Genomic DNA, 25788 nt, shown 5'->3' with positions numbered 1-25788 from the left:
CGGTTTGATGGCGCACCCCAAAATAAGTTGCCAATCTATAGATATGGCCCGTTTTGGCAGCCAAATTACCGGCCTGTGGTGCACACGAACAAGCACCTCGATCCCCAGCGGAAAATGACAGGAGCCAGGTTACATGCCGCGACCCCAAATCGGACTTGCGCTTGGCAGCGGCTCGGCCCGCGGGTGGTCCCACATCGGCATCATTGAAGCACTGGACGAACAGGGCATTACCGCCGACATCGTTTGTGGTGCTTCAGTCGGCTCTCTGGTCGGCGCGGCCTATATCGCTGGAAAGATATCACCCCTGAAGGACTGGGTCCTTGCGCTGAAATGGCGGGAGATCGCCAGCTCGATCAGCCTCGGTCTTTCGCGTGGCGGGCTGGTGGACGGCGACGTCTTCAAGGAGCTGATGGTCAAGCTTGACATTACCGCGCCGATTGAAAGCTATGCGACGCCCTTTGCCTCCGTGGCCACCGACTATGCAACCGGACGGGAGATCTGGCTGCGCGAAGGGCCGGTACACCATGCGGTGCGCGCATCCATGGCCTTGCCTGGCGTCTTCAGCCCGGCAAAACATGATGAAGGATGGCTGCTCGACGGAGGCCTGGTCAATCCCGTTCCGGTCTCGGCCTGCCGTGCGATGGGCGCAGACTTCGTGATCGCGGTAAACCTCAACGAAAACCTTGTCGAAGCCCGGGTTGCAACCAAAGCAGAGGCCCGGGATCAAACGGAGGAGCAGACATCCCGGGCACCGCTTCTTGAAGGTCTGATTGAAAAGGTGCCCGCAAGCATCCGGCAGCACCTTCCCCAAATGACGTCCACCGCGCAACCGCCGAAACCGGCCGCTCCCGGATATTTCGAAGTCTTCGAAAGCGCGATCAATATCATGCAGGACAAGATCACACGGTCGCGCCTGTCGGGAGACCCGCCTGATGTTCTGCTTGCCCCACGCCTCGCCCATGTCGGCGTATTCGACTTCCAGAGCGCGCAGGAGGCAATCGCGGAAGGGCGCGCCTGTGTGGCGCAGGCCATGCCGAGGCTTCAGGCGTTTTTGTGACCGGGCGGACGGGCCAGCGGCAAAATTCGCTGACTGTCATGCGGACCAGTTATACTGCCTCGCTCCAATATTCCGCCCTACTGCCTTTCGCCGGGATCGCGAAGAGAAGGCAGACCTATGCCGGTGCTCTCGAAACCGCCGTCGGCCGATATGGTCTGGCCGGTCACGTAGCTTGCCTGATCCGAACATAAAAAGGTTATGACACCGGCGATCTCGTCCTCGCTGCCGTAGCGGTTGAGCGGGATGGCATCGTGGTAGGCGTCGATGATGTCCTGCGTGTGGACGGCCATTGCGAGCTTCGTGCGCACCGGCCCGGGTGCAACGCAATTGACACGGATACCGTATTCACCGAGTTCAGCCGCATATTGCTGCGTCAGTTGAATGACGCCTGCCTTGGATGTGCCATAGGCAACGCGAAGCGTGGAGGCCCGTAGACCCGAAATGCTGGCAATATTGACGATGCAGCCTCTTGTCTCTTTCAGCGCCGGTGTTGCCGCCTGCGAACACAGGAACACGCCATCCAGATTGGTGGCCATCACTTCGCGCCAGCGTTTGAAACCTGTCTGCTCGATCGGACCGAAATCGGCGACACCGGCATTGTTGATCAGCGCGTCGATGCGGCCGAATGCGGCCAGGGTTTCAGACATGGTCGCGTCGACCTGCTCCGGAATGGAAATATCGTAGACCAACGGCAGGACATCGCTCAGCCCGATCGCTGCTTCGGCCAGCGCCTCGCCATCACGGTCGACCATGGCAACCCGCCTGCCCTCCGACAAAAATTGCTTTGTGGTAGCAAGCCCGATGCCGCGCGCAGCCCCGGTCACGATTGCTGTTGGTTTCGTCATTGGCAGACCTGACTTTCACTGTGTTGACCCATCATCGCGACCCTTTGGCCCGAAGGTGCCGGATCAGCATTTTCGGTGCCCGATTGCATGATGATGTGGGCTGGTCGGAGATCAGACTTTGATATCTGAAAAGCACAGCTTGATCCAGTCGACAAAATCCCGCGCCAGTGGCTCCTGCTTGAGGTGCGGTTGCATCAGCAGCCATATCTCACGCGTAAACGCCAGCCTTTCAGCCTCAAATTTGCTGTTGCCCAGAAAATCGCCGCTCATGAAGCCCGGCAGGATGCCGCGGCAGAGACCCGTTTCCAGCATTTTTTTGATCACCAGAAGGTTTTTGGTCCTGCATTTCGCCTTTTTCATTTGTCCGCTGGAAATCAGATATTGTGATTCAGGGGACATATCCAACCCCTCGGGATAGGCACACAATATCGGCTCATTAACGGTGCCAGCCAGATCCTTCGGGGTGAACATGTAGAACACCCATTCACCGATCTTCGTTATGATAAAATCGCCCTTGTCAGGTTTGTGCGGCCGTATGGCGAAATCCGCCTCCCAACGCGAAAAGTTCACGTTTTCAGTCGATGCGAGGAATTGCAGGCTGAGACCGGGGTGTTTGGTCAGAAACAAGGGCGCTGCGGAGGCCAAGACTTCAACGGCTATGGAATCCGTCGTGGCAAGCCTGATGGTTTCTGTCGGATGGTCAGCCCTTTCCCCAAGCCCCTCAATTCTCGCCGCTTCTTGCGACATGTGAACCGCATGGCGCAACATCTCCCCGCCCAATACGGTTGGCCGGCGCACTCCATCGACGGCCTCGAACAGTTTGAACCCGACGCTTCTTTCAAGCCTGGCGATGCGCCGGGAAACCGTCGTTTCATCTATCTGCAGCCGCGCCGCGGCGGCAAGATAGCTGCCCGTTTGTTGAACCGCTATCGCAATTCGAAGGTCATCCCAGTTCATTCCAACCCACCATTGACCGGGCCTTTCGGGAAATCTGCAGCCCCCCGCCGCAATCTCTCGAGATGATTTTCCCCACCAATTCGACGAGAACCGTTGTCGTCGCAGAGCAATCCGTTGCCTGCGACTTCATGAGCATCGCGGATATTCCGCGCAAATTCAACCAAAGCGCCGCCCTGCGCAAATTGGAAGGAACCAATATAATGAACCTCCGTATCGGCAACACCGCACCGGATTTTGAAGCGAAAACCACTATTGGCCGTATCCGGTTTCACGAGTGGATCGGGAATGACTGGTGCATCCTGTTTTCGCATCCAAAGGATTTTACGCCGGTCTGCACCACCGAACTCGGCAGCATGGCCAAGCTGAATTCGGAATTCACCCGCCGTGGCTGCAAGGTCATGGGACTTGGAGTGGATCCGGTTTCCAGCCATATGGAATGGTCGCACGACATCGGCGCGTTTGCCGGAGCATTGCCCGACTATCCCATTATTGGTGATGATGACCTTAGGGTCTGCAAGCTCTACGGGATGCTGCCGGCCAGCGAAAAGGCCGGCCCTGAAATCAGGACCGCTGAGCAGAACGCGACCGTGCGATCCGTTTTCATCATCGATCCGGAAAAGACGATCCGCCTAATCATCGCTTATCCGATGACGTGCGGCCGCAATTTCCACGAGATCCTTCGTGCACTCGACAGTCTGCAACTGAGCGAAAAACACACGCTCTCAACGCCGTCCGATTGGGTCGATGGCGAAGACGTTCTGCTGCCATATGCGTGGACGGATGAACAGGCGAAGGAATTTTATCCGGACGGATGGTATGCGCCGATGCCCTATCTGCGCTTTGTGCCGCAGCCGAAATAAGCCGGCAATCCAGCTTCATAAGAAAGGAAGAAAATCATGTATCTGAAACTGCTGAAATGCCTCGCCCTCGTCGCTGCACTCAGCGGTGCGATTGGTAACACAACCGCCACAGCGGCAGGCTATGAAAACGAACATCTGCTGGTGACCGCGGACAGGCTTGCCGAAATCACCAAGATCGAACGAACGTTTGCATTGATGGGCGGTCCCGATGTTTTCAGGATTATCGATGTACGCAGTCCTTCGGCCTATGCCGAAGGACACCTGCCGCAGGCAATCAACATTCCATTCAACGAACTGACCGATCCGGACGCGCATATAAAGGGTGCTTTAAAGCCCGATGAAATGCTGGCGGACATGTTCATCAAAGCGGGCCTGAATGGAGATACCCGCATTGTGCTTTACGACGATCAGGGCGGTTTTCGCGCCGCCCGGCTGTTTTGGCTTCTTGAGTATTACGGCCACAAGAATGTGGGCATCCTGAACGGCGGCATCCAGGCCTGGCAGGCCGCCGGCAACCTGCTGGTTGCCGGATATGCAAGGCCGAAGCTGACAGGTTCGGCCGGTGCCGGCAAATCCGGCCGTGCAAAATTCAGTATCAACCGCACGCCGAGACGCATTGCCAGCGCCGACTGGATACTCGAGCGCAAAGACAATCCGGACGTGAGGGTCATCGATGTCCGCCCTGCAGATATGTTTGCCGGCGGCCACATTCCGTGGGCCCGTAACATTCCGTGGAAGGGAAATCTGAACCCCGATCTGACGATGAAATCCGCATCCGAGCTCCGGGAGCATTTCCTCGCTCAAGGCATTTCACCCGAAAACAACGTTGTCGTTCATTGCCAGAACGGTGAAGCGTCCGCACACACCTATTTCGCCCTGCGCCTGCTGGGCTATCCAAGAGTTCGGACCTATCACCGCTCATGGGCAGAATGGGGTGCTTCGGACGATTTGCCAAAGGCTTTCGGAATGTCCGGATAGCAACAAATCCATTGTCGGGGCGTCGACACCGGCGCCCCGTTTGCTTGCACTCCGACCTGGGCCTTTGCCGATCCCGCTTACTCTGTCTTGTTTGCCGCCGTATGCGCGCCGTAGCGCTTTCGCCAGGCGCGGGCACCGAATGGCAATGAAACCAGATACAGCACCGTCGTGGCCGTCATCGTCTCCCACGTGAAGGTCATCAGCAGTGCAACATAAAGCACAATGACCAGCATGAGCGGGAAGACCAGGTCCCGGCGGATGCGCTGACCGAGGGTTTTGCCTGAATAGACCGGGACGCGGCTGACAAGCAGAAAGGCGATCAGCAGCGTGTAGGCGGTGGCGAGATAAGCAAAGAAAGTGCCGGGTTCGACACCAAGGAACCCAAGATAGACGGGAAGCAGCACCATCATCGCACCGCCGGGCGCCGGAATGCCGACGAAGTAATCCGCCTGCCAGCTTGCCTTGACGCCCTCTTCTTCCATGACGTTGAATCGCGCAAGGCGAAGTGCCGCCGCAATCGCATAAATCATCGCTGCAATCCAGCCGAATGACTTCACGTGATCCAGCAGATAAGCATAAAGCACGAGTGCCGGCGCGACGCCGAAATTAACGATATCGGCGAGTGAATCCATCTGCGCGCCGAATTTGCTCGACGATTTGAGCAGGCGCGCCACACGCCCGTCGATCGCATCCAGGAAGGCGGCAAGAAGCACCATTGCAACGGCCAGTTCAAAGCGCTGTTCGAAAGCCAGCCTTATCCCGGTCAGGCCCGCGCAGATCGCCAGAGCCGTGATGATATTGGGAACCATCATGCGAAACGAGATATCGCGCAGGCGCGGACCTCTGCTTTCATCGCCCTCCTTGTCGGAGCCATTGGGATCGTATGGGGAAAATCCTGTATCCATAAAAGGTTACGCTTTCCGGGAGACGGTTTTGCCCTTTTGGGCGTCAAATTCGGCAAGCACGGTTTCACCGGCAATCGCGGTCTGTCCCACCGAGACGCGCGGCGTGGCTCCGTCCGGAAGGAAGACGTCAAGGCGCGATCCAAAGCGGATAAGGCCAAAGCGTTCGCCAGCATCCAGGTGATCGTCCGATTTGGTCCAGCAAACGATGCGGCGGGCCACAAGCCCGGCAATCTGAACAACACCGATGGGGCCCTGCCCGGTCTCGATCACCAGACCGTTGCGTTCGTTCTCTTCGCTGGCTTTGTCGAGTTCGGCGTTGAGGAAAGCACCCGGCTTGTACACGACTTCCCTGATACTGCCGCTCATCGGTGCGCGGTTCACATGGCAGTTGAAGACATTCATGAAGACTGAAATGCGCAGCATTTCGTCTTCTCCGAGACCGAGTTCCTTGGGCGGTTTCATCTGCACAATCGAGGATACGCGCCCATCGGCCGGACTGATGACCAGATCGTCGTCAAGCGGGGTCACACGTTCCGGATCGCGAAAAAAATAGGCGCACCATGCGGTCAGCAGCAAGCCGATCCAAAACAGCGGATCCCAGATCCAGCCAAGCACCAGGGAAGCGGCAAGAAAGGCCAGCACAAACTTGTAGCCCTCCTTGTGCACCGGCACCAGCGTGTTCGAGATCGTGTCATACAGGCTCATCAATAATCTCCATTGGATAGTGGTGCGTCCGCCCGATTCCGGTAAAAGCGGAAACTAACCCGACCGCGTCTATATAGACGGGTTGCGGTCAGACTTGAACAGGTGTTTAGCCTAATGTGCAACCGCAGCCGGAGTTGGCGCAAAGTAACGTTAATTGAGTATCTTAATCGTAAGGTCGCTTGCGTACGATGACGCCAAGCTCGTCGTGTTCGCGGAAATCCTTGAGTTTTTCTTCCGTTTCGCGTGCCTCGCGCTGGCGGTTCCACATATCCAGGTAAAGCCCCTTGTGCTCCAGCAGCTGCTGGTGGGTTCCGCGCTCGGCAATTACGCCGCCCTGCAGCACGATGATCTCATCGGCTGCTATCACGGTGGACAGCCGGTGAGCAATCACCAGCGTCGTGCGGCCACGGCTGACAAAGTCGAGGGCCGTTTGAATTTCCTGTTCGGTAGCGGTGTCGAGCGCCGACGTCGCTTCGTCGAGGATCAGGATCGGCGGCGCCTTGAGGATGGTCCGTGCAATCGCGACGCGCTGCTTTTCACCGCCTGAAAGCTTCAGACCGCGCTCGCCGACCATCGTATCCAGACCCCGCGGAAGCGTTTTGATGAAGTCGCCGATCTGCGCCATTTCGGCGGCCTGCATGACCTCCTCGGGGCTTGCGTCTATCCGCCCATACTGGATGTTGTAGGCCAAAGTGTCGTTGAAGAGGACCGTGTCCTGGGGGACCATGCCAATGGCGTTGCGCAGTGATTTCTGAGTCACATCGCGCACGTCCTGACCATTGATGGTGATGGACCCCTCCTGCACATCGTAAAAGCGGAACAACAGCCGCGAGAGTGTTGATTTTCCAGCACCGGAAGGACCGACAACGGCGACGGTTTTTCCGTGTGGAACCTCGAAAGTGATTCCCTTCAGAATCGGCCGATCCTGATCGTAGCGGAAATAGACATCGTCAAAGCGTATGGCTCCGGTCTTCTTTTCGAGCGCAACGGCGTCCGGTTTGTCGAGCACTTCTTCACGAACATCGAGCAGATCGAACATGTGCTCGATATCGGTCAGACCCTGGCGAATTTCACGATAGACGAATCCGATGAAGTTCAGCGGAATCGATAGCTGCATCAGCATGGCGTTGATGAAGACGAAATCGCCTATCGTCTGCTCGCCCCTTTGCACCGCAAGAGCGGACATTACCATCATGACGGCCATGCCTGTGCCGAAGATGACACCCTGCCCCAGATTAAGCCATCCGAGGGACGTCCAGATGCGGGTCGCCGCATGTTCGTAGCGCTCCATGGAGCGATCGTAGCGATCGGCCTCCATCTCTTCGTTGCCGAAATATTTGACGGTCTCGAAGTTCAGCAGCGAGTCGATCGCCTTGCTGTTAGCGTCCGTGTCTGATTCGTTCATGTCGCGGCGGATCGCAATGCGCCAGTCGCTGGCGCGAATCGTGAACCAGATGTAGAGCCAGATGACGACCGCGGTCACCGCAACATAGGACCAGCCATAGGCAAGGCCGAATATTACCGCGACCAGGGCAAATTCGATCAATGTCGGAAGGGTGTTCAGGATTGTGAAGCGGACAATGGATTCAATGCCCTTCACACCACGTTCGATGATGCGCGACAGGCCGCCGGTGCGCCGTTCGAGATGAAAGCGCAGAGACAGGCGATGCATATGGACGAATGTCCTATAGGCAAGCTGGTGGACGGCATGCTGGCCGACACGGGCAAAGAGCGCATCGCGCAACTGGTTAAAACCAAGCTGAATGACCCGGGCCAGATTGTATGCAAGCACCAGCATGATGGGCGCAATCAGCACTGCTGGCAAAAACTGCAAACCGTCCTGGTTGCCGTTGAGTGCATCGGTGGCCCATTTGAAGAAATACGGAACAACGACCTGGGCGATCTTTGCCAGCAACAGGAACGAAGCCGCCCAGACGACCCGGCGTTTTAGGTCGGCACGGTCCGATGGCCACATATAGGGCCACAGATTGCGCAGCGTGTGCAACGGATTGCCGGTGTCGGCTGCAATGGTCTTTTTCTGATCGGACAAGGAAATGCCTTTATTAGAATATCCGATAACCCCCTTCGCCAGCGAAATGACCTACTGACGGAAAAAAGCGGCGATTATCGGTGATCGCCGCTTCACATTAGATAGGTTCAAGACTTTTACCGTCAAGCGGCAAAAGCACTGCCGGGGCTACCGGCTGCGGATGCGCTTGCGATGCAGTTCCTCGGCGTTGGCCAACGGCTCTTCGGGAACGGCAAAGACCTGTCCTGGTTCGATTAAGTCAGGGTTGTTGATCTGATCCTCATTTGCCAGATAGATCGTGGTGTAGCGCACGCCGCGGCCGTAGATACGGCGTGAAATCTGCCACAGCGTGTCGCCCCTGCGGATGATGACGGAGCCGTCACGGGGCTCCAGCGCAGCCTGGACAACGGTCTTGGTGCCGCTGGTCTGTGTGTCGGCTGAGGCGACCTGGTTTTGAGAAACGGACGAAGCCGTTGCGGCCTGCGCCGCATCGTCGGTGGAGCCCTGCTCAATCGCCGTGCCACCAGCGTTGCCGGAACCAGCCGCCGTCATTTGCGAAGACTTTTCGGCGGCAGGCACTTGCGACTGCGCTGACGCCGTTTCCACCGGCTTTTCTTCCGTAGCTGCTGGCTTTTTGGTCGTTTCGCTGCCGCTTTCAGCCGAATTTTCGGCATCGGCGGAGGGAGAAGCCACCGCCGCAACCATTTCGCCTGCCGGCCGCGTGAACGGTACGGCAACGCGCATTACCGGAGCCGCGCCGTCCTGCATGACCAACTCGGCGCTGATCGTGTGGTCGCCGACGGCAATGTCCTTCTGTGCTTCAACAAGGAAACGGCCTGATTCACTGACATTGCTGCTGCCGATTGCATCGTCATCGGCATAAACCCGCACCGCGCCGCCCGGTGTTGCAGAGCCTGCAATGAACATCCTGCCGTTTTCGATCTCGACGGCGTCGATACGCAGTGTCGGCTCAATCGCCACAACGGCCGGAGATTTGGCCGTTCCTTCGTCGCTTTTCGCTCTGTCCGGTGTCGCCTTCGCCATTTCCGTTTTTGATTCGGCGGCCGGCGCCTGCGAAGCTTCCGCGTTTTCACTGGCGGCAGTGCCTGAAGACTGGTCGGCCATGGCAACCTTGGTCTCCGCCTCTTGCCCGGCGGTCTTTTCGCTCGCTGCAGCTGCCGGTTCGGTTTTTGTCACTGCCGCAGTTTCCACCTCATCGGACTTTCCCGCAGCCGGTTTCTCTGCCATCGCCGTTTCCTCGGCTTTCTGGGCGGCGACTTCCTTTGGCTCGGCCTCGTCGGCAGTCACGGCAGCTGTTGTCTGGGCCTCAGTCGTTGCTTTGGCGGCAACCTTTGTTTCCGCAGCCTCCGGCTTGGTCAAAATACGGCTCGCCTCGCCCGGCTTGGTGACCATGACCAGAAGTTCGGTAGGATCGCTCTCGGGAACGCTGATCGTTGCAATTTCTTCCGACTGCGCAATGGCAGCGCCCTCACCCGTTGACCGCAAGACAATCTCGTGGTCCCCGGGTGCCAGACGATTGTCCACCACCGCCGCAAAGTCGCCGGACGAGCCCGCTTCAACCATGGCTATGACCTTGCCATTGGCAACGACTTCAACCGCCGTGCCCGGAGCTGCTTGACCCGCGATCAGTGTGGATCCATCCGGTTCCACCCGGACGACGTCGAAGGTTGGAGTGCTAAGCTCGACAGCGGCCTGCTTGGAGGCAACGCCGCCGCCCGAAGATTCGCCACCGGTCACCGTGGATTTGGTATCCCCGGACTTGGCATCCCCGGTTTCTTTCGAAGACGCCGCATCGGTATTGCCGGTGCCGGCACTTTCGGATTTGACTGCGGCACTTTCCTGTTGCGCGACATCGGAGGTCCCCTGCCAGCCAAGCGGATCGGCACTATAGAGATAGCCGCCAATCACAATGAGGATCAGTAATGCGACAAGTGCCCAAACCAGGTTTTTGTTGTTCTTCATTTTACACTCCAGTCAACGCAGCAACGGAGCCGTGCTGCCCGCGTACGGATCCCAGCCGATCCGTCCCCCAGTATAACTTTTTCCGGCCACACACCCGCCGCGCACAGCCGCCCCTGAAATCCGGGCCAAATTAGAACTTTTGCCGTCCACTCACAAGCATTTGCGGCCATTTGGCCGTACGGAGCAATCAGAACTGTATCAATATCGACAAAAATGCATCAGATGCACCGTCGCGGGATTTGCTTGACCAGTTCGGACCGACCATGTTTGTTCAGTGACATGTCAGAGAATCGATCAATTTGCGTCTATTGCGGGTCCCAGCCCGGAAACAATCCGGAATTTGAGAATGCCGCGCACGCGCTTGGAAAATCCATTGCCTCACACGAGCTGAGGCTTGTCTACGGCGGCGGCACGAGCGGTCTCATGGGCACGGTCGCCGAGGCGGTCATTGACGGAAACGGGCTGGTGTCGGGCATAATTCCAGGGTTTCTGCAAAGCCGTGAAGCAGCCAACGGAAACCGTCTGGACTTTGACGAACTCATCGTCACCAAGGACATGCATGAGCGCAAGCACGCGATGTTCGAGAAATCCGGCGCATTTGTGGCTCTGCCCGGCGGCATCGGAACGCTCGAGGAAATTATCGAGATCATGACCTGGGCACAGCTCGGCCGCCATCGGCGGCCCATGGTGCTTGCCAATATTTCCGGTTTCTGGGATCCGCTGCTTGAACTGCTCAACCATATGGCAACAGCAGGGTTTTTGCATTCCGCGCATCTTGCGCGTCCCCTGGTGGTGGCCGACCCTGAAGAAATCGTGCCGGCAATTATCGCCGAATGGGAAGCGGGAGGCGCCAGCGCCGGCGACCGGGACGTTATTGACAAGATGTGACTGCGGTCCGGAATTGCGGGAGGAATGAAGGTGGCAAACAGCACTGGAAATATTCGTGTCGCGTCGGTTCAGTGGCGCGCTGATAGGCTGGCCGACAAGGCGCAATTTTATGAACTGGTCGAATACTATGTCCGCGCGGCGGAAGACTACGGCTCCGATTTTGTCGTTTTTCCTGAACTTTTCACGCTGTGCGTGCTGTCACCGGAAAGTGTGATGGGTCCGAAAGAGGTCGCCGCGCGCTCGCACGAGCACACGCGTGAATTTTGCGAGCGGATGGAAGCCCTTGCACAATCATGCCGCATCAACATTGTGGCCGGCTCGCACCTGACTGTCGATTCGGATGGTGTGGCGCGCAACACATCCTACGTGTTCCTTAGAGACGGCAGCGTCCACGGACGCGACAAGCTGCACCCGACGCCCACAGAAGACAGCACCTGGAATGTGAGGGGTGGTGCTGCGGCGGACATCATTCAGACGGATTGCGGGCCGATCGGCGTCATGATCTGCTACGACAGCGAATTTCCGGAGCTGGCGCGCCATCTGATCGACCAAGGCGCGCGCATCCTTTTCGTACCCTACTGCACGGACACGGCGCACGGCCATTTGCGCGTGCGCTATTGCTGTCACGCCCGTACGGTGGAAAACCAGTGCTACGTGGTCACCTCCGGGATCACCGGCAATTTTCACAATGTTCCCGAACAGTTCGGCAATTTTGCTCAATCAGCCATATTGACGCCCAGCGACCTGCCGTTTGCGCGGGATGGCATTGCCGCGGAAGCAAGCGAGAATGTCGAGATGATCATCTATGCCGACCTTGACCTTTCCGCCCTCGACTGGGCACGGCAGGAAGGGTCAGTGCGCAATCTGGGCGACCGCAGGCACGATCTCTACTCGGTCGAATGGAAGCGCTAGCTCATTTGTCAAACCACTGCATTGCGCGGCTTTGGATGCGCTGATTGAATGATGACCAATTCCGGGAGACCGGATCCTGTTTGAATGGAGCCCTCATGAGATTGCCTGCAATATTCGTCAGCCTTGCTCTAGCATGCTTCTATCTGGGCGCGTACCCTGCCGCCGCTCAAAGCCCGGATACAGCGGCGCAACTGGGTCCAAGGCCGTTTTTCCTGCTCGACAGCCTAGGCGATGGCGCACTGAAAGAGGCGCTGAAGCAGTGCGAGAACGGGCCGTTCTTTAAAACGGATTTTTCGATCGGCCATCGCGGCGCTGCACTGCAGTTTCCCGAGCACACAGAGCAATCCTACAGGGCTGCGGCAAGAATGGGTGCGGGTATGATCGAGTGTGACGTCACATTCACCAAGGACCGCGAACTGGTCTGCCGCCATTCACAATGCGATCTGCACACCACGACGAACATACTGACGAAGCCCGACATTGCGGCAAATTGCAGTGTGCCCTTCACACCCGCCGATCCCGCATCCGGCACGGAGGCGGAAGCCAAATGCTGCACATCGGACATAACTTTGTCCGAGTTCAGGCAGCTATCGGGAAAAATGGAATCGGCAAACAAGGACGCGACAACCGTCGAGGAATATCTTGGCGGCCATCCGACATGGCGCACGGACCTTTATGCCTCAGAAGGACGGCTGATGACGCTTGCCGATTCAATCGAGCTCTTCAAGGAGTTGGGTGTCAAGATGACGCCGGAGCTCAAATCGCCCGCCGTTGCCATGCCGTATCAGGGCGAGTTTACCCAGGAACAATTCGCCCAGAAAATGATCGACACGTTCAAACAGGCCAATGTTCCGGCTTCCCAGGTCTTTGCGCAATCATTCAATCCGGCAGATATTGTCTATTGGATCGAAAACGAGCCGGAATTCGGAGCACAGGCAGTTTATCTGGAAGGGCGGCTCCGCAACGGGATTGATCCGGAGGATCCCAACACATGGGATCCTTCGATGGAGGATCTTGCCGCCAAAGGTTTTCGCTACATCGCACCGCCCCTGTGGGTGCTGGTCAGGACCGGGGACAATGGCAAGCCGGTTCCTTCGGCCTATGCGAAAGCGGCGAAAGATGCGGGCCTCAACATCATTGCCTGGACGCTTGAGCGCTCCGGGCCGTTGTCGGGCGGCGGCGGCTGGTATTATCAGTCGGTCGGCGGCAACACAAAGAACGACGGCGACGCCCTCGTGCTCCTGGATGTTCTTGCTCGGCAGGTCGGTGTCGTTGGCGTGTTCTCCGACTGGCCGGCCACGACCACCTTCTACGCCAATTGTATGGGACTATAGTCCGCCGCTGAGGCGAAGCACTGTGCCGGTGGCATAGGAGGCACTGTCAGAGGCAAGCCACATCACGGCCTCGGCAATATCCTGCCGTGTCGCCACACGGCCGAGCGGCGCGGATTTGGCCACCATTGCCGGGCGTTCCGGATTGCCTTCCAGGCGGTGGATGTCCGTGTCGACGGTGCCGGCTTGAACCGCATTCACCCGGATGCCGAGAGAGCCGACTTCCTTGGCAAGTCCGACGGTCATGGTATCGATGGCGGCTTTCGATGCGGCGTAATGCACGTATTCGCCGGGACTACCCAAGGTGGCCGCAAGAGAGGAAATATTGATGATCACACCGCCCTCGCCGCCATTTTCCTTCGACATGCGCTTGATGGCCGCCCGTGCACAATAGAATGCACCGTACACGTTGACTTCGTAGGTCCGGTGCAGAACTGAATCCGACAGATCCTGTACCGTTGATGCCTTGCCTATGACGCCGGCGTTGTTGACCAGCAGTGTCGGCGGACCGAGCTCTTCACAGCAGCGTTGAAAGAGACCCTCAACCGCCAGCGACGAGGCAATGTCGGCTCTTACGGCTTGGGCAAGCACGCCCTGTTCGCGGCAGGCAATTGCAGTTTCTTCGGCGCGCCCGACATCCGAAGCATAGTTGATGCAAACGTCGTAACCCTTTTTTGCAGCGAGTATGGCGGTCGCCGCCCCGATACCGCGCCCGCCGCCGGTTATGATCGCAACCTTAGCCACTTGCCTTCTCCTGCACTGCCCGCAGTTTACCAGCCCGAGCTTCGTTGCGCACCTCGCGAATGGTCGACCAGCTGTAGAGCGCCAGCGCCAGCCAGATCAGGCAAAAGGCGACGAGCTGCCAATAGGAGAAAGGCTCGCGGAACACAAAGATGGCAATCAGGAATATCAGCGTCGGCGCCGTATACTGCATTAACCCGATTGTCGACAGACGCAGCATTTTTGCCCCGAGCGCATACAGGATCAGCGGAAAAGCGGTCACCGGTCCGGCCATGAGAAGCAGCCAGGTATCGCGTGCATTTCCAGCCATGAAATGCCCCGTGCCTTCGGCAGAAAGCGCGAGGACCACAAACAGGGAAGGAATGCTCAACAGCACCACTTCCAGAAAGAAACCCTGAGACGGTCCGATAGGCAGCGTCTTGCGGAAAAATCCGTAAAAACCAAAGCTGAAAGCCAGCGACAGGGAAACCCAGGGCAGCCCGCCCGCATTGATGGTCAGGATTACGACAGCAGCGACGGCCAGCAAAATGGCCGCCAGTTGCAGCCGATTGAAGCGCTCGCCCAGAAACAACGCGCCGAGAAGGATGCTAACGATGGGATTAATATAGTAGCCCAGCGCCGTTTCCACGGTCCTGTCATTGGCGATAGCCCATACATAAATACCCCAATTGATCGAAATGAGACCAGCTGTTACCGCCGCCAGCGCCAGTGTCCTCGGGCTGCGAAAGGCCTTTTTGAGATCTGCGGTGCGGCCGAGCCACAGTATGATGATGCCTGCAACCGGGATTGAACAAAGAACACGATAGGCCACCACTTCCATCGCCGGAACATGCTCGACCGCCTTCATGTAGAACGGAAACATCCCCCACATCAGATAGGCGCTGATGCCGAAGGCGAATCCACGCAAAGCAGTATTGTCTGGTTCCGTGCCATTCATGGCGCTGTTCTTTCAGTGCTTGAAATTCAAAGGTTTGGAGCGTTCTGCTGACAATTTGAATCAGCAGCAGCCTTCAATATGCCGGCCGGGTGACTCGGTGCCGAACGACCGTTAGGCAATCACAGGCGCGTGGCGAGATCAAGCGTCCAGTTTCGAGGCTTTGCGCACTTTCAGCAATTTGTAGGTGACTGAATCCATCAGTGCCTGGAACGAGGCATCGATGATGTTGTCGGAAACACCCACGGTCCACCAGCGTTCGCCGGACTGGTCGCGCGATTCAATCAGAACCCTCGTCACGGCCTCGGTGCCGCCATTGAGTATACGCACCTTGTAGTCCGTCAGTTCCAGGTCCTCGATTTCCCGCTGGTATTTGCCAAGATCCTTGCGAAGCGCGATGTCGAGCGCGTTGACCGGGCCGTGTCCTTCGGCCACCGACATTTTGGTCTCACCGTCGATCTCAACCTTCACGATGGCTTCCGAAACCGTCTTCAGATTGCCTACCGCATCGAAGCGGCGTTCGACCATGACGCGGAAACTGTCGACTTTGAAAAACTCCGGAACCCGACCGAGCGTGCGCCTTGCAAGCAGCTCGAAACTCGCATCCGCGCCTTCATAGGCATAGCCGGAGGCCTCGTGTTCCTTGACGATGGAAATCAGCTGGTCGAGCCGTGGATTGTCCTTTGCGACTTCTATTCCGCGGCGTTTGAGCTCGTTGATGAAATTGGACTTGCCGCCCTGGTCGGACACCATGACCTTGCGCTGGTTGCCGACCAGCTCGGGCTGTACATGCTCGTAGGTCTTCGGATCCTTCAACAGAGCCGATGCATGAATTCCGGCCTTCGTGGCAAAGGACGACACACCGACATAGGGCGACTGGGATTCCGGCGAGCGATTGAGCAACTCATCGAACGCATGGGAGAGCCGTGTCAGTTCGGTCAACTTGTCATTGTCTATGGATGTGACGAAACGTTCGCTCCACAACGGTTTTAACATCAAGGTGGGTATCAGTGTGACGAGATTGGCATTGCCACAGCGCTCGCCTATTCCGTTGAGCGTTCCCTGTATCTGACGCGCACCCGCCTCGACGGCCGCCAGTGAATTTGCAACGGCCTGTCCGGTGTCGTTGTGGGCATGAATGCCAACGTGATCGCCCGGGATACCGGCGGCGATGACCGCGGATACGATGGCAGAGATTTCCGCCGGTTGCGTGCCGCCATTGGTGTCGCACAGCACCACCCAGCGCGCGCCGGCTTCATAGGCGGCTTTGGCGCAGGCAATCGCGTAATCGGGATTGGCCTTGAAGCCGTCAAAGAAGTGTTCGCAGTCGACCAGGGCTTCCTTGCCGGCCGCGACAGTTGCCTCTACCGAGGCTGAAATACCGTCGAGATTTTCCTCATTGGTGATGCCGAGAGCGACCTCGACGTGATAGTCCCAGCTCTTGGCGACAAAACAGACCGCATCGCTTTCAGACTGCAAAAGCGCCGAAAGTCCGGGGTCGTTGGATGCCGAAATTCCGGCCCGCTTGGTCATGCCGAAGGCGACGAAGGACGCGTTCTGCATGCGGTTCTTTTCAAAGAACTTGGTGTCAGTCGGATTGGCGCCCGGATAGCCGCCTTCGACATAATCCAGACCAAACGCATCCAGCATCTTGGCAATGGCAATCTTGTCCTCAACGCCGAAATCGATGCCGGGGGTCTGCTGTCCGTCCCGCAGGGTCGTGTCGAAGAGGTAGATTTTTTCGCGTTCGGTCATTGTCAACTTGCCCGGTTAACCCGGCTTTCCTGGTGCTTTTGTTATCGGCCCAAGGGCCATTCCTCGGTATCGTGGTCGGGATGTTGGTGGTTGCTGTTGCGGATTGCCTCGATGCGCTCGAAATCCTCTCCCGAGGGGCTTTCGGTCCTTTCACCCGGAAGTCCGTCAAGCCTGTCAAACCACGGCATCCTGGCCTCCAGCCCGAATTGTTCGTCCGGTTTTACGGCAGCGGGATTATCCAGCGATCCCAGCGTGATGTTCAAATGCGCGGCATCGATGGTTTCAAAGATCAACGGTGTTCCGCACGCGCTGCAAAATCCACGGCGCGTCACATCGCTCGATGCAAACCAGCTAATGGCTCCACGGGTGACCGTGAATTCGTTCTTCTGGGCGTTGGCCAGCGGCATGAAATAATTGCCGGAGGCTTTCTGGCACATACGGCAATGGCACAGATGCGGCCAGGTCAGATCGCCCGATATGCTGTAGCGCACCGCGCCGCACTGACATCCACCGGTTATGTTTGCGTCGGTCATGTCGCGACCTCCTTCCAAAACGTCATAAGACTTCCCATGTCGTAACCCGGTCACCGGTGTCCGGGTCCTTGCCGTCTTTCAGCTGTATGCCGCTTGAAGCCAGTTCGTCGCGAATGGCATCGGCATTTGCCCAGTCCTTGTCGCGGATAAATGCAAGCCTGGTCGCAATGCGCTCGGCAATCACGGCTTCATCGACATCGGTGGTCTTTGCCTGCCTGTAGGCCGTGAATCCAATGAGATTCAACGTTGAGGCTAGAGCGGATCCGTCGAGATCGCTGAGCCGCGCCAGAGCGCCGGAAAAATTCAGGTCATCCGACAAAAAGGCGACGACCTCGGCGTCGGGTTCATCCGTTTCCGAAGCGTTACCGGCGCGCCTGGCGAATTTACCGAGCAGCCGCTCGGCCTCCTCGAGTTTGCGCTTGCTGAAATCGATAGGCTCGCGATAGTGCGTCATCAGCATCGCCAGCCGCAGCACCTCGCCCGGCCAGCTGCGGCCGCCGAATTTGTCGCTGTCCAGCAGTTCGTGGATGGTGACGAAATTGCCGAGGCTCTTTGACATTTTCTGGCCTTCAACCTGCAGATAACCGTTGTGCATCCACACATTGGCCATGCGCTCGGTGCCGTGGGCGCAGCGGGACTGGGCGATTTCGTTTTCATGATGCGGGAAGATGAGATCGAGCCCGCCGCCATGAATGTCGAACACCTCGCCGAGATAACGCTCGCTCATGGCCGAGCATTCGATATGCCAGCCCGGGCGGCCGGTTCCCCAGGGCGACGGCCAGCCAGGTTCATTCTCCGTAGACTGCTTCCACAGAACGAAATCGCCGGGGTTTTTCTTGTGGTCCTCGACCGCGACACGCGCGCCTGCCTGCTGATCCTCGACCTTGCGGTTGGAAAGCTCGCCATATTGCTGCGACGAGGTCACATCGAAGAGCACTTCGCCACCGGCCTCATAGGCATGGCCCTTATCGATGAGTGTGGCGATCATTTCCTGCATCTGCGGGATATTGTCGGTGGCACGCGGCTCGATGGTCGGCTCAAGGCAGCCGAGCGCCTTCACATCCGCATGGTACTGATCGGACGTCTTTGCTGTCACGAGCGCGATTGCGTCATTGAGCGGCATGTCCGGAAAGTCGCGGGCCGCACGCGCATTGATCTTGTCGTCGACGTCGGTGATGTTGCGCACATAGGTCACATGCGCCTCGCCGTAATGGTGACGCAGCAGCCGGTAGAGAACATCAAACACGATCGCCGGCCGCGCGTTGCCGATATGGGCGAAGTCGTAAACCGTCGGGCCGCAGACATACATACGCACATTGGCCGGATCGATCGGCTGAAAATCTTCCTTTTCGCGCGTCAGCGTATTGTACAGCTTGAGGCGTTTATCGCCCATCGGTCAAACTCCCTTGTGCCCCTGGCAAGGCGTTTGTCTTTTTCATGAAATGGAGACGAAAACAGCCCGGCCAGCGGTTGGCTAGCGAATAATAATGCAGCAGATGCAAATTGCGGCGGAGCCGCGAAGCGTTTTCATGGGGCAACTTATCGCCGCTTGCGCAGGCAACGTCAAGTCATGTTGTGGCTTGAATCTATTCACCGAAAAACCGCGCGAGAAGACCGATAGCAAGAAATGCCATCACCAGCCCGATGAGCACGTCGAGGACACGCCAGGCAATTGGCTTGGCAAAAAACGGGGCAAGCAGCCTTGCGCCATAGCCAAGGCCGAAAAACCAGACGAAGGATGCAACGCCCGCCCCAAGGCCGAATGCCAGCCGCGCTGTTCCCTCATAACCGCCCGAAAGCCCGCCGATCAAAAGGACGGTGTCGAGATAGACGTGCGGATTAAGAAACGTCAGCGCAAGACATGTCGTAACAGCCGCCCAGAAGCTTCCGGCCGTTCTTTTGGCCGCCTCCAGCCCATGCGGATGCAGCGCACGTCTAAATGCCAGGAACGCATAGCCGAATAGGAACAATGCACCACCGAGCGTGACGACGCTGATTAGGACGGGGGAGCGGGCGACAATCGTTCCAAGCCCTGCAACACCGGCGGCAATCAGCAGTGCATCTGAAAGCGCGCCGATCAGGCAGACGACAAACACATGGGAGCGCACAAGGCCCTGGCGCAAGATGAAAGCGTTCTGCGCACCGATCGCAATTATCAGCGACCCGCCGAGAAGAAATCCCGCCACTGCCGCTCCGGTCACCGGGTGGTCAAACATGCCGACACCATGTTGTTAGGAAGGTCGCATCGGTCAAAAGAGCGACATCTGATCATCATCAGGGTTCTTAGCCGATTCGGGCAGCGCCTCGGGAGATATTTCAACGGCTTCCTGGAGCTCGGGGCCCATATTGGCGACCTTGTTGACTTTGTCGGAGACCGGAATCGCCTCGAAAAAATCCGGGTCGGCGGGCTTCATGAGATCGGCAACGTGGCGCGGCTCCTGCGTCTTGCAATCAAGCCAGCGGTTGAAATCTTCCGGCTGGATGACCACCGGCATGCGATGATGGATATGGCTGATGGTCTCAGTGGCCTGTGTGGTCAGTATTGCGCCCGTGTCTATTTCCGATCCGTCGGGCGCCAACAGCGAATCCAGAATACCTGCAAAGGCAACGAGGCCGCCATGGCGCGGCCGCACCCAATAGGCTTGCGGCCTGGCCCGCCCCTCCCTTTGCCATTCATAAAACCCGGATGCCGGAACGAGCGTGCGGAAATGGCGCATGGGCCCGCGGAAAGAGGCCTTGCTCAACGCCGTTTCGGAACGCGCATTGATGATCAGCGGAAAATCGCGCGGATCCTTCACCCAGGAGGGCAGCAGGCCCCAGCGCACCAAAAGCGATCTGCGGTCGGGCATGTTGCGGCCATGGGGCAGAGCCGCGTTGTCGCCGGCAATCACCATCATGATGGGTTGGGTTGGCGCTATGTTGTAGCGCGGTTCGTGCCGTTCCAGCTCTGCAAGCTCGAAGAATGCCTGCAGGGCATCGATGGAAGACGTCAATGAGAACCGCCCGCACATGGTAGCTATCTCTGATAGGTGAGCCGGTCGGCTTCAAGTTCAGCGTCAGTGAGGCGCTGCTGCGCCAGATACAATTCGTTCTGCTTGAGGATCAGTTGCGTCTGCAGCCGGGAGCGTTCCTGGTCGTCCTTGGCGTCGGTGACCGATCGGTTGAGATCGTCGATATCGCTGCGAATGCGATCCCGCTCGGTTCTTGCGTCATACACCCGCTTCCCGACCGCATAGGTCCTGAGAAAACCGGGTGCCACGTCGGCCGGACAGGACTGCGCGTAATATTTGCCTTCCCGACCGACCTGAAGGCCGTTTTGCGGCGAGCAAAACTGCCGGATTCCCACTTCCCAGCCGGCACGCCAGCTCTGACCGTCAACCGGTGTGCCGTAACGGGCGCAGGCCTTTTCATGCTCGACGATGTAGGATGATGCCCTGCCCTGCTGGCCATCGCGCTGGCCAAGGTCACGCCAGTTGGCGGTTTGACACTCGGCCTCGTTCAGCGTTGCACATGCCGAAAGAACCAGCGGGATGATCAAAATAGACGTCGCGGCACTTAGTCGGGTGGATCGCATAGGAATATTCTCGGATTGTTGTCGATTCAGATTCTTCAATAAGATGATTCGCGGTGGACGGATCGCAAATCCAAACTAGACAGGGAAACCTACAAAGGGAAATTGAACTATGGCTTATCCCCGGATCGCTGTGTCCTGTATCCTGAAACGTGACGACCGTTATCTGATGGTGCTGCGCGGTTCGGGCAGGTCGATCGGCGACTATGCGTTTCCCGGCGGCAAGGTCGAGGCCGGCGAACAGCTCGCCGAGGCGGCATTGCGGGAACTGCGGGAAGAAACCGGGATTGCCGGCAGCAATGCGCGGTTATTCCGTCTCTACGATCTTATCGCGCGGGATCCTGACGGCGTTGTCGAAAGCCACTATGTGCTCGCCGTTCATCTTGTCGACGCGGAAGATCATCAAGAGGCGGTTGCCGCTGATGACGCTGCGGCTGTCGGCTGGTTTACGGTTGAGGAGATCAAGGGTCTGAAAACGCCGCCCAGCGTTCTGGAGTGCATCGAATATATCGAAATCAACGGATTGGTGTCAGAACTGTCTGTGCCGTCCATGCAGGCCTGAGCACGGGTTCCTGCTTCAATTAAATGTGAGCACCAGTGAGTGGCTGCAGGACCTTTCACGCTGCTAGATTGCGGCCTGAGCAGATCCGGAGGATTACGCATGGCCGCCATCAATTCGATAATCCGGCACGGCGCCGGCGCGCTATTGTGCCTGTTGCTCGTGACCGGCCCATCCGTTGCCGATCCCTCATCATGGTCGCAGCAAGGCTGGTCGACAGATTTTTCCAAACACTCCGTCGACTACAATGAAATCCTCTCGGGCGGGCCGCCGAAGGATGGAATTCCCTCCATCGACAACCCCGAATTCGTGGCCGTTGCGGAGATGACGGATCTCGCGGAGCTGGAACCGGTGATCGGCCTGGAAATCGCCGGCGATGCGCGCGCCTATCCGCTGCAGATTCTGATGTGGCATGAGATCGTCAACGACACGGTTGGCGGCATGCCGGTTACCGTTACCTATTGTCCGCTCTGCAATGCAGCCCTTGTTTTCGACCGGCGTGTTGAAGGCAAGGCAGACACGTTCGGCACAACCGGAAAGCTGCGCAATTCGGATCTCGTCATGTATGACCGGCGGACTGAAAGCTGGTGGCAGCAGTTTACCGGCGAAGCCATCGCCGGCGAAAAGACCGGCACGAAACTGGCTCTGGTGCCCTCAAGGCTCGAATCCTGGAAGAACTTCAAGAACCGCCATCCAAACGGAAAGGTGCTGATTCCAAACAATCCGCGCATGCGCAATTACGGTGCCAATCCCTATCAGGGATACGACACGCTGAATCGGCCGTTCCTGTTTTCGGGCGAGTTGCCCAAGGATATTCACCCCATGGCGCGGGTCGTCGTTGTTCGCGACAAGGTCGAACCCATTGTCGTCTCCATGCTCAAGGTGCGCGAAGAAGGTCCGCTCAAGCGCCAAGGCCTGACGATTTCCTGGGAAATCGGGCAATCATCTGCTCTCGACAGCGGACGTATCGCCGCCGGCCGCGACGTCGGCAACATCATCGTCCAGCGCGGCGGCGAGGATGTGCCCTACGACGTCACATTCGCCTTTGTCGCCAATGCATTCCTGCCCGGCACGCAGATCGAAAAGGCGGCGGGCGAATAGACAGGCCTTTGGCCTCACCACGAAGTGTGTTAGCCAAGTGCCATGAAACGTCCAAACGTGATCACGTCGGTGCTTGTTGCAGGTTTTGTGCTGGTTTGCGCCATGGCATCGTCGGCCCAGACAGTCGAACCGCCCTATGAAGAGCGGCTGATCCGGCTGTCGGAAATCGTCGGTTCTGTGCACTATCTGCGCACCCTTTGCCTTCAGTCCGATGAAGGCTGGCGGGCGAAAATGCAGGAGCTGATTGATCTTGAAGCACGCGACCCGGAGCGGCGCGCGCGGTTCATCGCCGCCTTCAACAAAGGCTACCGGTCATTCGCCTCGGTGCATCGAAAATGCAACAGCGTGGCAATAGAAGCGGAAGAACTTTACCGCAAGCAGGGGCTGGAGCTTGCATCCGAGATAATTGCGCGCTACGGAAATTAGTAATCTGTTAACCTGATCTCTTACTGTGCCGCTTTTAATATTGATTGCGTGTTACGTTGTTTTCGGGAAGTAGTGGAGATGAAATCTCCAGGTGGTGATATGACGGAAACAACCTTGTCCGAAATCGACGAGATGATCGTCTACGAAAAAATGCAAACCGCGCTCGAGCATCAGAACGAAGCCTGGGCGGAAGGTGTTGCTGACGGCATCGAGCCGGAAATAATTGCCGATGCGGCCTTTGTCACTGTTATGAGGGAAACCATCAAACTGTTTGGCGAGGATGCGACAGAGGCAATGCTTGAAGACCTAAAGCGGCGCATGCTGACAGGTGAATTCTCACCGGAACGTCTGATTCAGTAACTCAGATCGTGCCGGCAATGCACAGGGAGCTGTTGCAGGCATGCCTTTTGCGGGAGGAACCGGACACAATCCGGCCGGGATGACAGCGTGTCTGCTGCTTGGTCTTTGCATGGCCGGGCCGGCGACAGGCGCAATCGCACCGCCCTTCACCGAAGAGACGCAATCTTCCTCACGCCGCGAACTCCTGGCACTCAGCGAGATCGGCGACGCAAAGACCGGCGTCGGGGGAAACGAAACGTCCACCGACGAAGCAACCGGAATTCCCGTCCCGGATGGAGAATTCGGCGACACGCTCGAGACCGACGTCACCGACGAGGAAATACACCCGGTAACGGTTGAAAAGGTCGACGTGCTTTACGACCTTTCAAAACTCCCGGAACCGGTGCGCCGCATGCGCGCATTGATCGTCGCAGCCGCCGAAAAAGGCAATGTCGAAGCCCTGCGTCCGCTTCTTGGCACCGGCGTCACGCGCACGCAACTATCGATCGGCGGCTACGAGGGCGACCCCATCGAATTCCTGAAGGAAATTTCAGGAGACGGGGAAGGACAGGAACTCCTTGCAATCCTGCTCGATATATTCAGCGCCGGCTATGTTCACGTTGACCAGGGCGAGCCGACGGAGGCTTATATCTGGCCCTATTTCTACTCGATGCCGCTGGATCATCTCACCGACCGCCAGAAGGTTGAACTTTATCGCATCATAACGGCCGGGGACTACGAGGACATGAAGGCCTTCGGCGCCTATATCTTCTACCGCACGGCCATCGACCCTGATGGCGAGTGGAAGTTCTTTGTCGCCGGTGACTAGATCCCCCTTGCCCAGGCTTCACTCTCGGACTACCTACTGATTCTTCGAAAACGGAGAAACAGGAATAATATGAAGTGTCTGGCACTCGAAAACCGGGGTCTGGTCGGTATAACCGGCGAAGACGCGCAGTCCTTGCTGCAGGATGTCATTTCCTGCGGTGTTGATGACCTGCCGGACGGTGTCGCGCGTCCGGGCGCGCTTTTAACGCCCCAGGGCAAGATCATGTTCGCGTTTTTGATTTCGCGCGACGGATCGAACCGCTTTCTGTTCGACATGAATCGCGATCAGATTGCCGGGTTCGTGCAGCGCATGACCATGTACCGGCTGCGCGCAAAGGCCGACTTCGAAACCATCGAAGATCAATCAGTTCACGCGGTCTGGGACACCAGTCGTGAGCCGGATTTCCTGGTTGATAGCAGATTCAGAGGCGACACACCGGTCTTCCGCACCTATGGGCCTGTCCGCCCGGCCACTGCTTCGCAGGAAGACTACGACCGCCTGCGGGTGGAAAACGGCGTTGCCGAGGCGCAAGCCGACTACGCGCTGTCGGATGCCTTTCCGCACGACGTATTGCTCGATCTCAATGATGGGGTCTCTTTCAAGAAAGGGTGTTTTGTCGGCCAGGAAGTCGTATCGCGCATGCAGCACCGGGCAATGGCGCGGCGGCGCATTGTAATATTGCACGCCAAGGCTCCCCTGCCCGCAACGGGCACCGCACTGACATCGGCGGGCCGCAATATCGGCACGCTTGGAACAGTTTCCGGAACCACGGCGCTGGCGCTTGCCCGCGTCGACAAGATAGCCTCGGCTGTGGACGGGAATGTACCGCTTATGGCCGGTGACGTGGCCGTTGCCGCATCACTGCCTGCCTGGACGGGGCTTAGCTTCCCAACCGCCGATGCAGCAAAAGAGGTCTGAAATTCATGCCATCAGGCTCTCCTTCCCCACGGGCATGGCAAAGGATGTTATCTGGCCGCAGACTCGACCTTCTGGACCCATCGCCGCTTGATGTCGAAATTTCGGACATCGCGCACGGATTGGCACGCGTGGCGCGCTGGAACGGCCAGACGACGGGTGCACACGCCTTTTCGGTTGCACAGCACTCGCTGGTGGTCGAGCAGATCTTCCTGAAACTGCGCCCCGCGGCAAGCGCCAATGAATGTCTGATCGCGCTTTTGCACGACGCGCCGGAATACGTCATCGGAGACATGATATCTCCCTTCAAGGCAATCGTTGGAGGCGACTACAAGAAAGTCGAACAACGCCTTGAAGAAGCTGTGCATTTACGTTTTTCCCTGCCACCTTCCATACCAAAGACGCTTAAGGCGCAGATCAAGCGGGCAGACAGGATTTCCGCTTTCTTCGAGGCGGTTGCCCTTGCAGGGTTTTCAGAGACGGAAGCTGCGAAACTTTTCGGACGACCTCGCGGGATTACCCGTGATATGGTTAGCCTTGAACCGCTTCCCGCAACAAAGGTCCAGCGGGCCTTTGTCCGGCGGTTTGAAGAAATCGAAGCGTGCCGCGGTCTGTCCGCAAAGCGCGCCTGAGGA

General features: G+C 57.9%; 27 protein-coding genes. 13 read left to right on the top strand and 14 right to left on the bottom strand.

Translation table 11 applies throughout. The features are described 5' to 3' along the window. The first annotated feature begins 133 nt into the window (after window positions 1–133). Entirely contained in the window at window positions 134–1057 is a 924-nt protein-coding gene (locus ABVT35_RS06895) for a patatin-like phospholipase family protein (protein WP_368465543.1), read from the top strand. Between the two features lie 77 nt (window positions 1058–1134). Here the strand turns inward: ABVT35_RS06895 and ABVT35_RS06890 are convergent, their stop codons facing one another. Next, window positions 1135–1902: an SDR family NAD(P)-dependent oxidoreductase gene (locus tag ABVT35_RS06890; protein WP_368465542.1), complete on the bottom strand. Its 768-nt coding sequence runs from the start codon at window positions 1900–1902 to the stop codon at window positions 1135–1137. A gap of 111 nt (window positions 1903–2013) precedes the next feature. Then, window positions 2014–2859: a LysR family transcriptional regulator gene (locus ABVT35_RS06885; protein WP_368465541.1), complete on the bottom strand. Its 846-nt coding sequence runs from the start codon at window positions 2857–2859 to the stop codon at window positions 2014–2016. A gap of 200 nt (window positions 2860–3059) precedes the next feature. Here ABVT35_RS06885 and ABVT35_RS06880 point away from each other — a divergent pair, with 200 nt between their 5' ends. Then, window positions 3060–3719 carry a peroxiredoxin gene (locus ABVT35_RS06880; RefSeq protein ID WP_368465540.1) on the top strand — a complete coding sequence of 220 codons (660 nt, stop codon included), beginning with the start codon at window positions 3060–3062 and terminating at the stop codon, window positions 3717–3719. Window positions 3720–3755: 36 nt separating this feature from the next. Continuing rightward, window positions 3756–4697 carry a sulfurtransferase gene (locus tag ABVT35_RS06875; protein WP_368465539.1) on the top strand — a complete coding sequence of 314 codons (942 nt, stop codon included), beginning with the start codon at window positions 3756–3758 and terminating at the stop codon, window positions 4695–4697. A 77-nt stretch (window positions 4698–4774) separates the two neighbouring features. On the opposite strand, the gene pssA is transcribed toward ABVT35_RS06875, so the two are convergent. The 4 genes from pssA to ABVT35_RS06855 form a co-directional block, all read right to left on the bottom strand. After that, window positions 4775–5602: a CDP-diacylglycerol--serine O-phosphatidyltransferase gene (pssA, locus tag ABVT35_RS06870; protein ID WP_368465537.1), complete on the bottom strand. Its 828-nt coding sequence runs from the start codon at window positions 5600–5602 to the stop codon at window positions 4775–4777. A gap of 6 nt (window positions 5603–5608) precedes the next feature. After that, complete coding sequence (locus ABVT35_RS06865) at window positions 5609–6307, bottom strand: phosphatidylserine decarboxylase (protein ID WP_368465536.1); 699 nt, start codon at window positions 6305–6307, stop codon at window positions 5609–5611. 163 nt (window positions 6308–6470) lie between these two features. After that, the gene (locus tag ABVT35_RS06860; RefSeq protein ID WP_368465535.1) at window positions 6471–8357 is read right to left on the bottom strand and encodes an ABC transporter ATP-binding protein/permease; all 1887 of its coding nucleotides are present in this window, start codon (window positions 8355–8357) and stop codon (window positions 6471–6473) included. Window positions 8358–8504: 147 nt separating this feature from the next. Beyond that, window positions 8505–10319, bottom strand: a complete 1815-nt coding sequence (locus ABVT35_RS06855) for a LysM peptidoglycan-binding domain-containing protein (RefSeq protein WP_368465534.1) — start codon at window positions 10317–10319, stop codon at window positions 8505–8507. A gap of 279 nt (window positions 10320–10598) precedes the next feature. On the opposite strand from ABVT35_RS06855, the gene ABVT35_RS06850 reads away from it, so the two are divergent. The 3 genes from ABVT35_RS06850 to ABVT35_RS06840 all read left to right on the top strand — a co-directional run bounded on the left by ABVT35_RS06850 (window position 10599) and on the right by ABVT35_RS06840 (window position 13453). Beyond that, complete coding sequence (locus ABVT35_RS06850; RefSeq protein WP_368465533.1) at window positions 10599–11207, top strand: TIGR00730 family Rossman fold protein; 609 nt, start codon at window positions 10599–10601, stop codon at window positions 11205–11207. Between the two features lie 30 nt (window positions 11208–11237). Continuing rightward, the gene (locus ABVT35_RS06845) at window positions 11238–12119 is read left to right on the top strand and encodes a carbon-nitrogen hydrolase family protein (protein WP_368465532.1); all 882 of its coding nucleotides are present in this window, start codon (window positions 11238–11240) and stop codon (window positions 12117–12119) included. A 95-nt stretch (window positions 12120–12214) separates the two neighbouring features. Continuing rightward, the gene (locus ABVT35_RS06840; RefSeq protein ID WP_368465531.1) at window positions 12215–13453 is read left to right on the top strand and encodes a glycerophosphodiester phosphodiesterase family protein; all 1239 of its coding nucleotides are present in this window, start codon (window positions 12215–12217) and stop codon (window positions 13451–13453) included. Here ABVT35_RS06840 and ABVT35_RS06835 read toward each other — a convergent pair. The 8 genes from ABVT35_RS06835 to ABVT35_RS06800 form a co-directional block, all read right to left on the bottom strand. Next, a complete protein-coding gene (locus ABVT35_RS06835) occupies window positions 13448–14194 on the bottom strand; it encodes an SDR family oxidoreductase (protein WP_368465530.1) in 747 nt (248 codons plus the stop codon). The two genes, ABVT35_RS06840 and ABVT35_RS06835, sit on opposite strands and share 6 nt — an antisense overlap. After that, window positions 14187–15128: an EamA family transporter RarD gene (rarD, locus tag ABVT35_RS06830; RefSeq protein ID WP_368465529.1), complete on the bottom strand. Its 942-nt coding sequence runs from the start codon at window positions 15126–15128 to the stop codon at window positions 14187–14189. The genes ABVT35_RS06835 and rarD overlap by 8 nt, the downstream gene beginning before the upstream one ends. A gap of 138 nt (window positions 15129–15266) precedes the next feature. Continuing rightward, the gene (gene cimA, locus ABVT35_RS06825; protein WP_368465528.1) at window positions 15267–16880 is read right to left on the bottom strand and encodes a citramalate synthase; all 1614 of its coding nucleotides are present in this window, start codon (window positions 16878–16880) and stop codon (window positions 15267–15269) included. Window positions 16881–16921: 41 nt separating this feature from the next. Beyond that, window positions 16922–17413, bottom strand: coding sequence for a GFA family protein (locus tag ABVT35_RS06820; protein ID WP_368465527.1), 492 nt, complete (start codon window positions 17411–17413; stop codon window positions 16922–16924). A gap of 22 nt (window positions 17414–17435) precedes the next feature. Further along, a complete protein-coding gene (gene cysS, locus ABVT35_RS06815) occupies window positions 17436–18806 on the bottom strand; it encodes a cysteine--tRNA ligase (protein ID WP_368465526.1) in 1371 nt (456 codons plus the stop codon). Between the two features lie 193 nt (window positions 18807–18999). Further along, the gene (locus ABVT35_RS06810) at window positions 19000–19614 is read right to left on the bottom strand and encodes a LysE/ArgO family amino acid transporter (RefSeq protein ID WP_368466290.1); all 615 of its coding nucleotides are present in this window, start codon (window positions 19612–19614) and stop codon (window positions 19000–19002) included. A gap of 48 nt (window positions 19615–19662) precedes the next feature. After that, complete coding sequence (locus ABVT35_RS06805; RefSeq protein ID WP_368465525.1) at window positions 19663–20424, bottom strand: SOS response-associated peptidase; 762 nt, start codon at window positions 20422–20424, stop codon at window positions 19663–19665. Window positions 20425–20429: 5 nt separating this feature from the next. Further along, window positions 20430–20987 carry a DUF2799 domain-containing protein gene (locus ABVT35_RS06800; RefSeq protein ID WP_368465524.1) on the bottom strand — a complete coding sequence of 186 codons (558 nt, stop codon included), beginning with the start codon at window positions 20985–20987 and terminating at the stop codon, window positions 20430–20432. Window positions 20988–21096: 109 nt separating this feature from the next. On the opposite strand from ABVT35_RS06800, the gene ABVT35_RS06795 reads away from it, so the two are divergent. The 7 genes from ABVT35_RS06795 (at window position 21097) to ABVT35_RS06765 (ending at window position 25785) form a co-directional block, all read left to right on the top strand. Further along, a complete protein-coding gene (locus tag ABVT35_RS06795; protein ID WP_368465522.1) occupies window positions 21097–21546 on the top strand; it encodes an NUDIX hydrolase in 450 nt (149 codons plus the stop codon). A gap of 99 nt (window positions 21547–21645) precedes the next feature. Continuing rightward, the gene (locus tag ABVT35_RS06790; RefSeq protein WP_368465521.1) at window positions 21646–22644 is read left to right on the top strand and encodes a DUF3179 domain-containing protein; all 999 of its coding nucleotides are present in this window, start codon (window positions 21646–21648) and stop codon (window positions 22642–22644) included. Between the two features lie 42 nt (window positions 22645–22686). Continuing rightward, on the top strand, window positions 22687–23070 hold the full coding sequence (locus ABVT35_RS06785) for a TIGR02301 family protein (RefSeq protein ID WP_368465520.1): 384 nt from the start codon (window positions 22687–22689) through the stop codon (window positions 23068–23070). A 99-nt stretch (window positions 23071–23169) separates the two neighbouring features. Beyond that, window positions 23170–23430, top strand: coding sequence for a hypothetical protein (locus ABVT35_RS06780; protein ID WP_368465519.1), 261 nt, complete (start codon window positions 23170–23172; stop codon window positions 23428–23430). Window positions 23431–23470: 40 nt separating this feature from the next. Continuing rightward, complete coding sequence (locus ABVT35_RS06775) at window positions 23471–24238, top strand: hypothetical protein (protein WP_368465518.1); 768 nt, start codon at window positions 23471–23473, stop codon at window positions 24236–24238. Window positions 24239–24307: 69 nt separating this feature from the next. Further along, window positions 24308–25156 carry a folate-binding protein YgfZ gene (locus tag ABVT35_RS06770; protein WP_368465517.1) on the top strand — a complete coding sequence of 283 codons (849 nt, stop codon included), beginning with the start codon at window positions 24308–24310 and terminating at the stop codon, window positions 25154–25156. Between the two features lie 5 nt (window positions 25157–25161). Beyond that, on the top strand, window positions 25162–25785 hold the full coding sequence (locus ABVT35_RS06765) for a YfbR-like 5'-deoxynucleotidase (RefSeq protein ID WP_368465516.1): 624 nt from the start codon (window positions 25162–25164) through the stop codon (window positions 25783–25785). Window positions 25786–25788: the final 3 nt, after the last annotated feature.

It is taken from the genome of Hoeflea sp. TYP-13, from assembly GCF_040932035.1.
In the GTDB taxonomy this organism is placed as follows: domain Bacteria; phylum Pseudomonadota; class Alphaproteobacteria; order Rhizobiales; family Rhizobiaceae; genus Hoeflea_A.
Note: the sequence above shows the minus strand (reverse complement) of the source record. Positions and strands in the feature narration are given on the sequence as shown.

Coding starts and splice junctions, on each gene's coding strand:
- ABVT35_RS06895 (WP_368465543.1), top strand. CDS start 134: ATGCCGCGACCCCAAATCGGACTTGCGCTTGGCAGCGGCTCGGCCCGC.
- ABVT35_RS06890 (WP_368465542.1), bottom strand. CDS start 1,902: ATGACGAAACCAACAGCAATCGTGACCGGGGCTGCGCGCGGCATCGGG.
- ABVT35_RS06885 (WP_368465541.1), bottom strand. CDS start 2,859: ATGAACTGGGATGACCTTCGAATTGCGATAGCGGTTCAACAAACGGGC.
- ABVT35_RS06880 (WP_368465540.1), top strand. CDS start 3,060: ATGAACCTCCGTATCGGCAACACCGCACCGGATTTTGAAGCGAAAACC.
- ABVT35_RS06875 (WP_368465539.1), top strand. CDS start 3,756: ATGTATCTGAAACTGCTGAAATGCCTCGCCCTCGTCGCTGCACTCAGC.
- pssA (WP_368465537.1), bottom strand. CDS start 5,602: ATGGATACAGGATTTTCCCCATACGATCCCAATGGCTCCGACAAGGAG.
- ABVT35_RS06865 (WP_368465536.1), bottom strand. CDS start 6,307: ATGAGCCTGTATGACACGATCTCGAACACGCTGGTGCCGGTGCACAAG.
- ABVT35_RS06855 (WP_368465534.1), bottom strand. CDS start 10,319: ATGAAGAACAACAAAAACCTGGTTTGGGCACTTGTCGCATTACTGATC.
- ABVT35_RS06850 (WP_368465533.1), top strand. CDS start 10,599: ATGTCAGAGAATCGATCAATTTGCGTCTATTGCGGGTCCCAGCCCGGA.
- ABVT35_RS06840 (WP_368465531.1), top strand. CDS start 12,215: ATGAGATTGCCTGCAATATTCGTCAGCCTTGCTCTAGCATGCTTCTAT.
- rarD (WP_368465529.1), bottom strand. CDS start 15,128: ATGAATGGCACGGAACCAGACAATACTGCTTTGCGTGGATTCGCCTTC.
- cimA (WP_368465528.1), bottom strand. CDS start 16,880: ATGACCGAACGCGAAAAAATCTACCTCTTCGACACGACCCTGCGGGAC.
- ABVT35_RS06820 (WP_368465527.1), bottom strand. CDS start 17,413: ATGACCGACGCAAACATAACCGGTGGATGTCAGTGCGGCGCGGTGCGC.
- cysS (WP_368465526.1), bottom strand. CDS start 18,806: ATGGGCGATAAACGCCTCAAGCTGTACAATACGCTGACGCGCGAAAAG.
- ABVT35_RS06805 (WP_368465525.1), bottom strand. CDS start 20,424: ATGTGCGGGCGGTTCTCATTGACGTCTTCCATCGATGCCCTGCAGGCA.
- ABVT35_RS06800 (WP_368465524.1), bottom strand. CDS start 20,987: ATGCGATCCACCCGACTAAGTGCCGCGACGTCTATTTTGATCATCCCG.
- ABVT35_RS06795 (WP_368465522.1), top strand. CDS start 21,097: ATGGCTTATCCCCGGATCGCTGTGTCCTGTATCCTGAAACGTGACGAC.
- ABVT35_RS06790 (WP_368465521.1), top strand. CDS start 21,646: ATGGCCGCCATCAATTCGATAATCCGGCACGGCGCCGGCGCGCTATTG.
- ABVT35_RS06785 (WP_368465520.1), top strand. CDS start 22,687: ATGAAACGTCCAAACGTGATCACGTCGGTGCTTGTTGCAGGTTTTGTG.
- ABVT35_RS06780 (WP_368465519.1), top strand. CDS start 23,170: ATGACGGAAACAACCTTGTCCGAAATCGACGAGATGATCGTCTACGAA.
- ABVT35_RS06775 (WP_368465518.1), top strand. CDS start 23,471: ATGCCTTTTGCGGGAGGAACCGGACACAATCCGGCCGGGATGACAGCG.
- ABVT35_RS06770 (WP_368465517.1), top strand. CDS start 24,308: ATGAAGTGTCTGGCACTCGAAAACCGGGGTCTGGTCGGTATAACCGGC.
- ABVT35_RS06765 (WP_368465516.1), top strand. CDS start 25,162: ATGCCATCAGGCTCTCCTTCCCCACGGGCATGGCAAAGGATGTTATCT.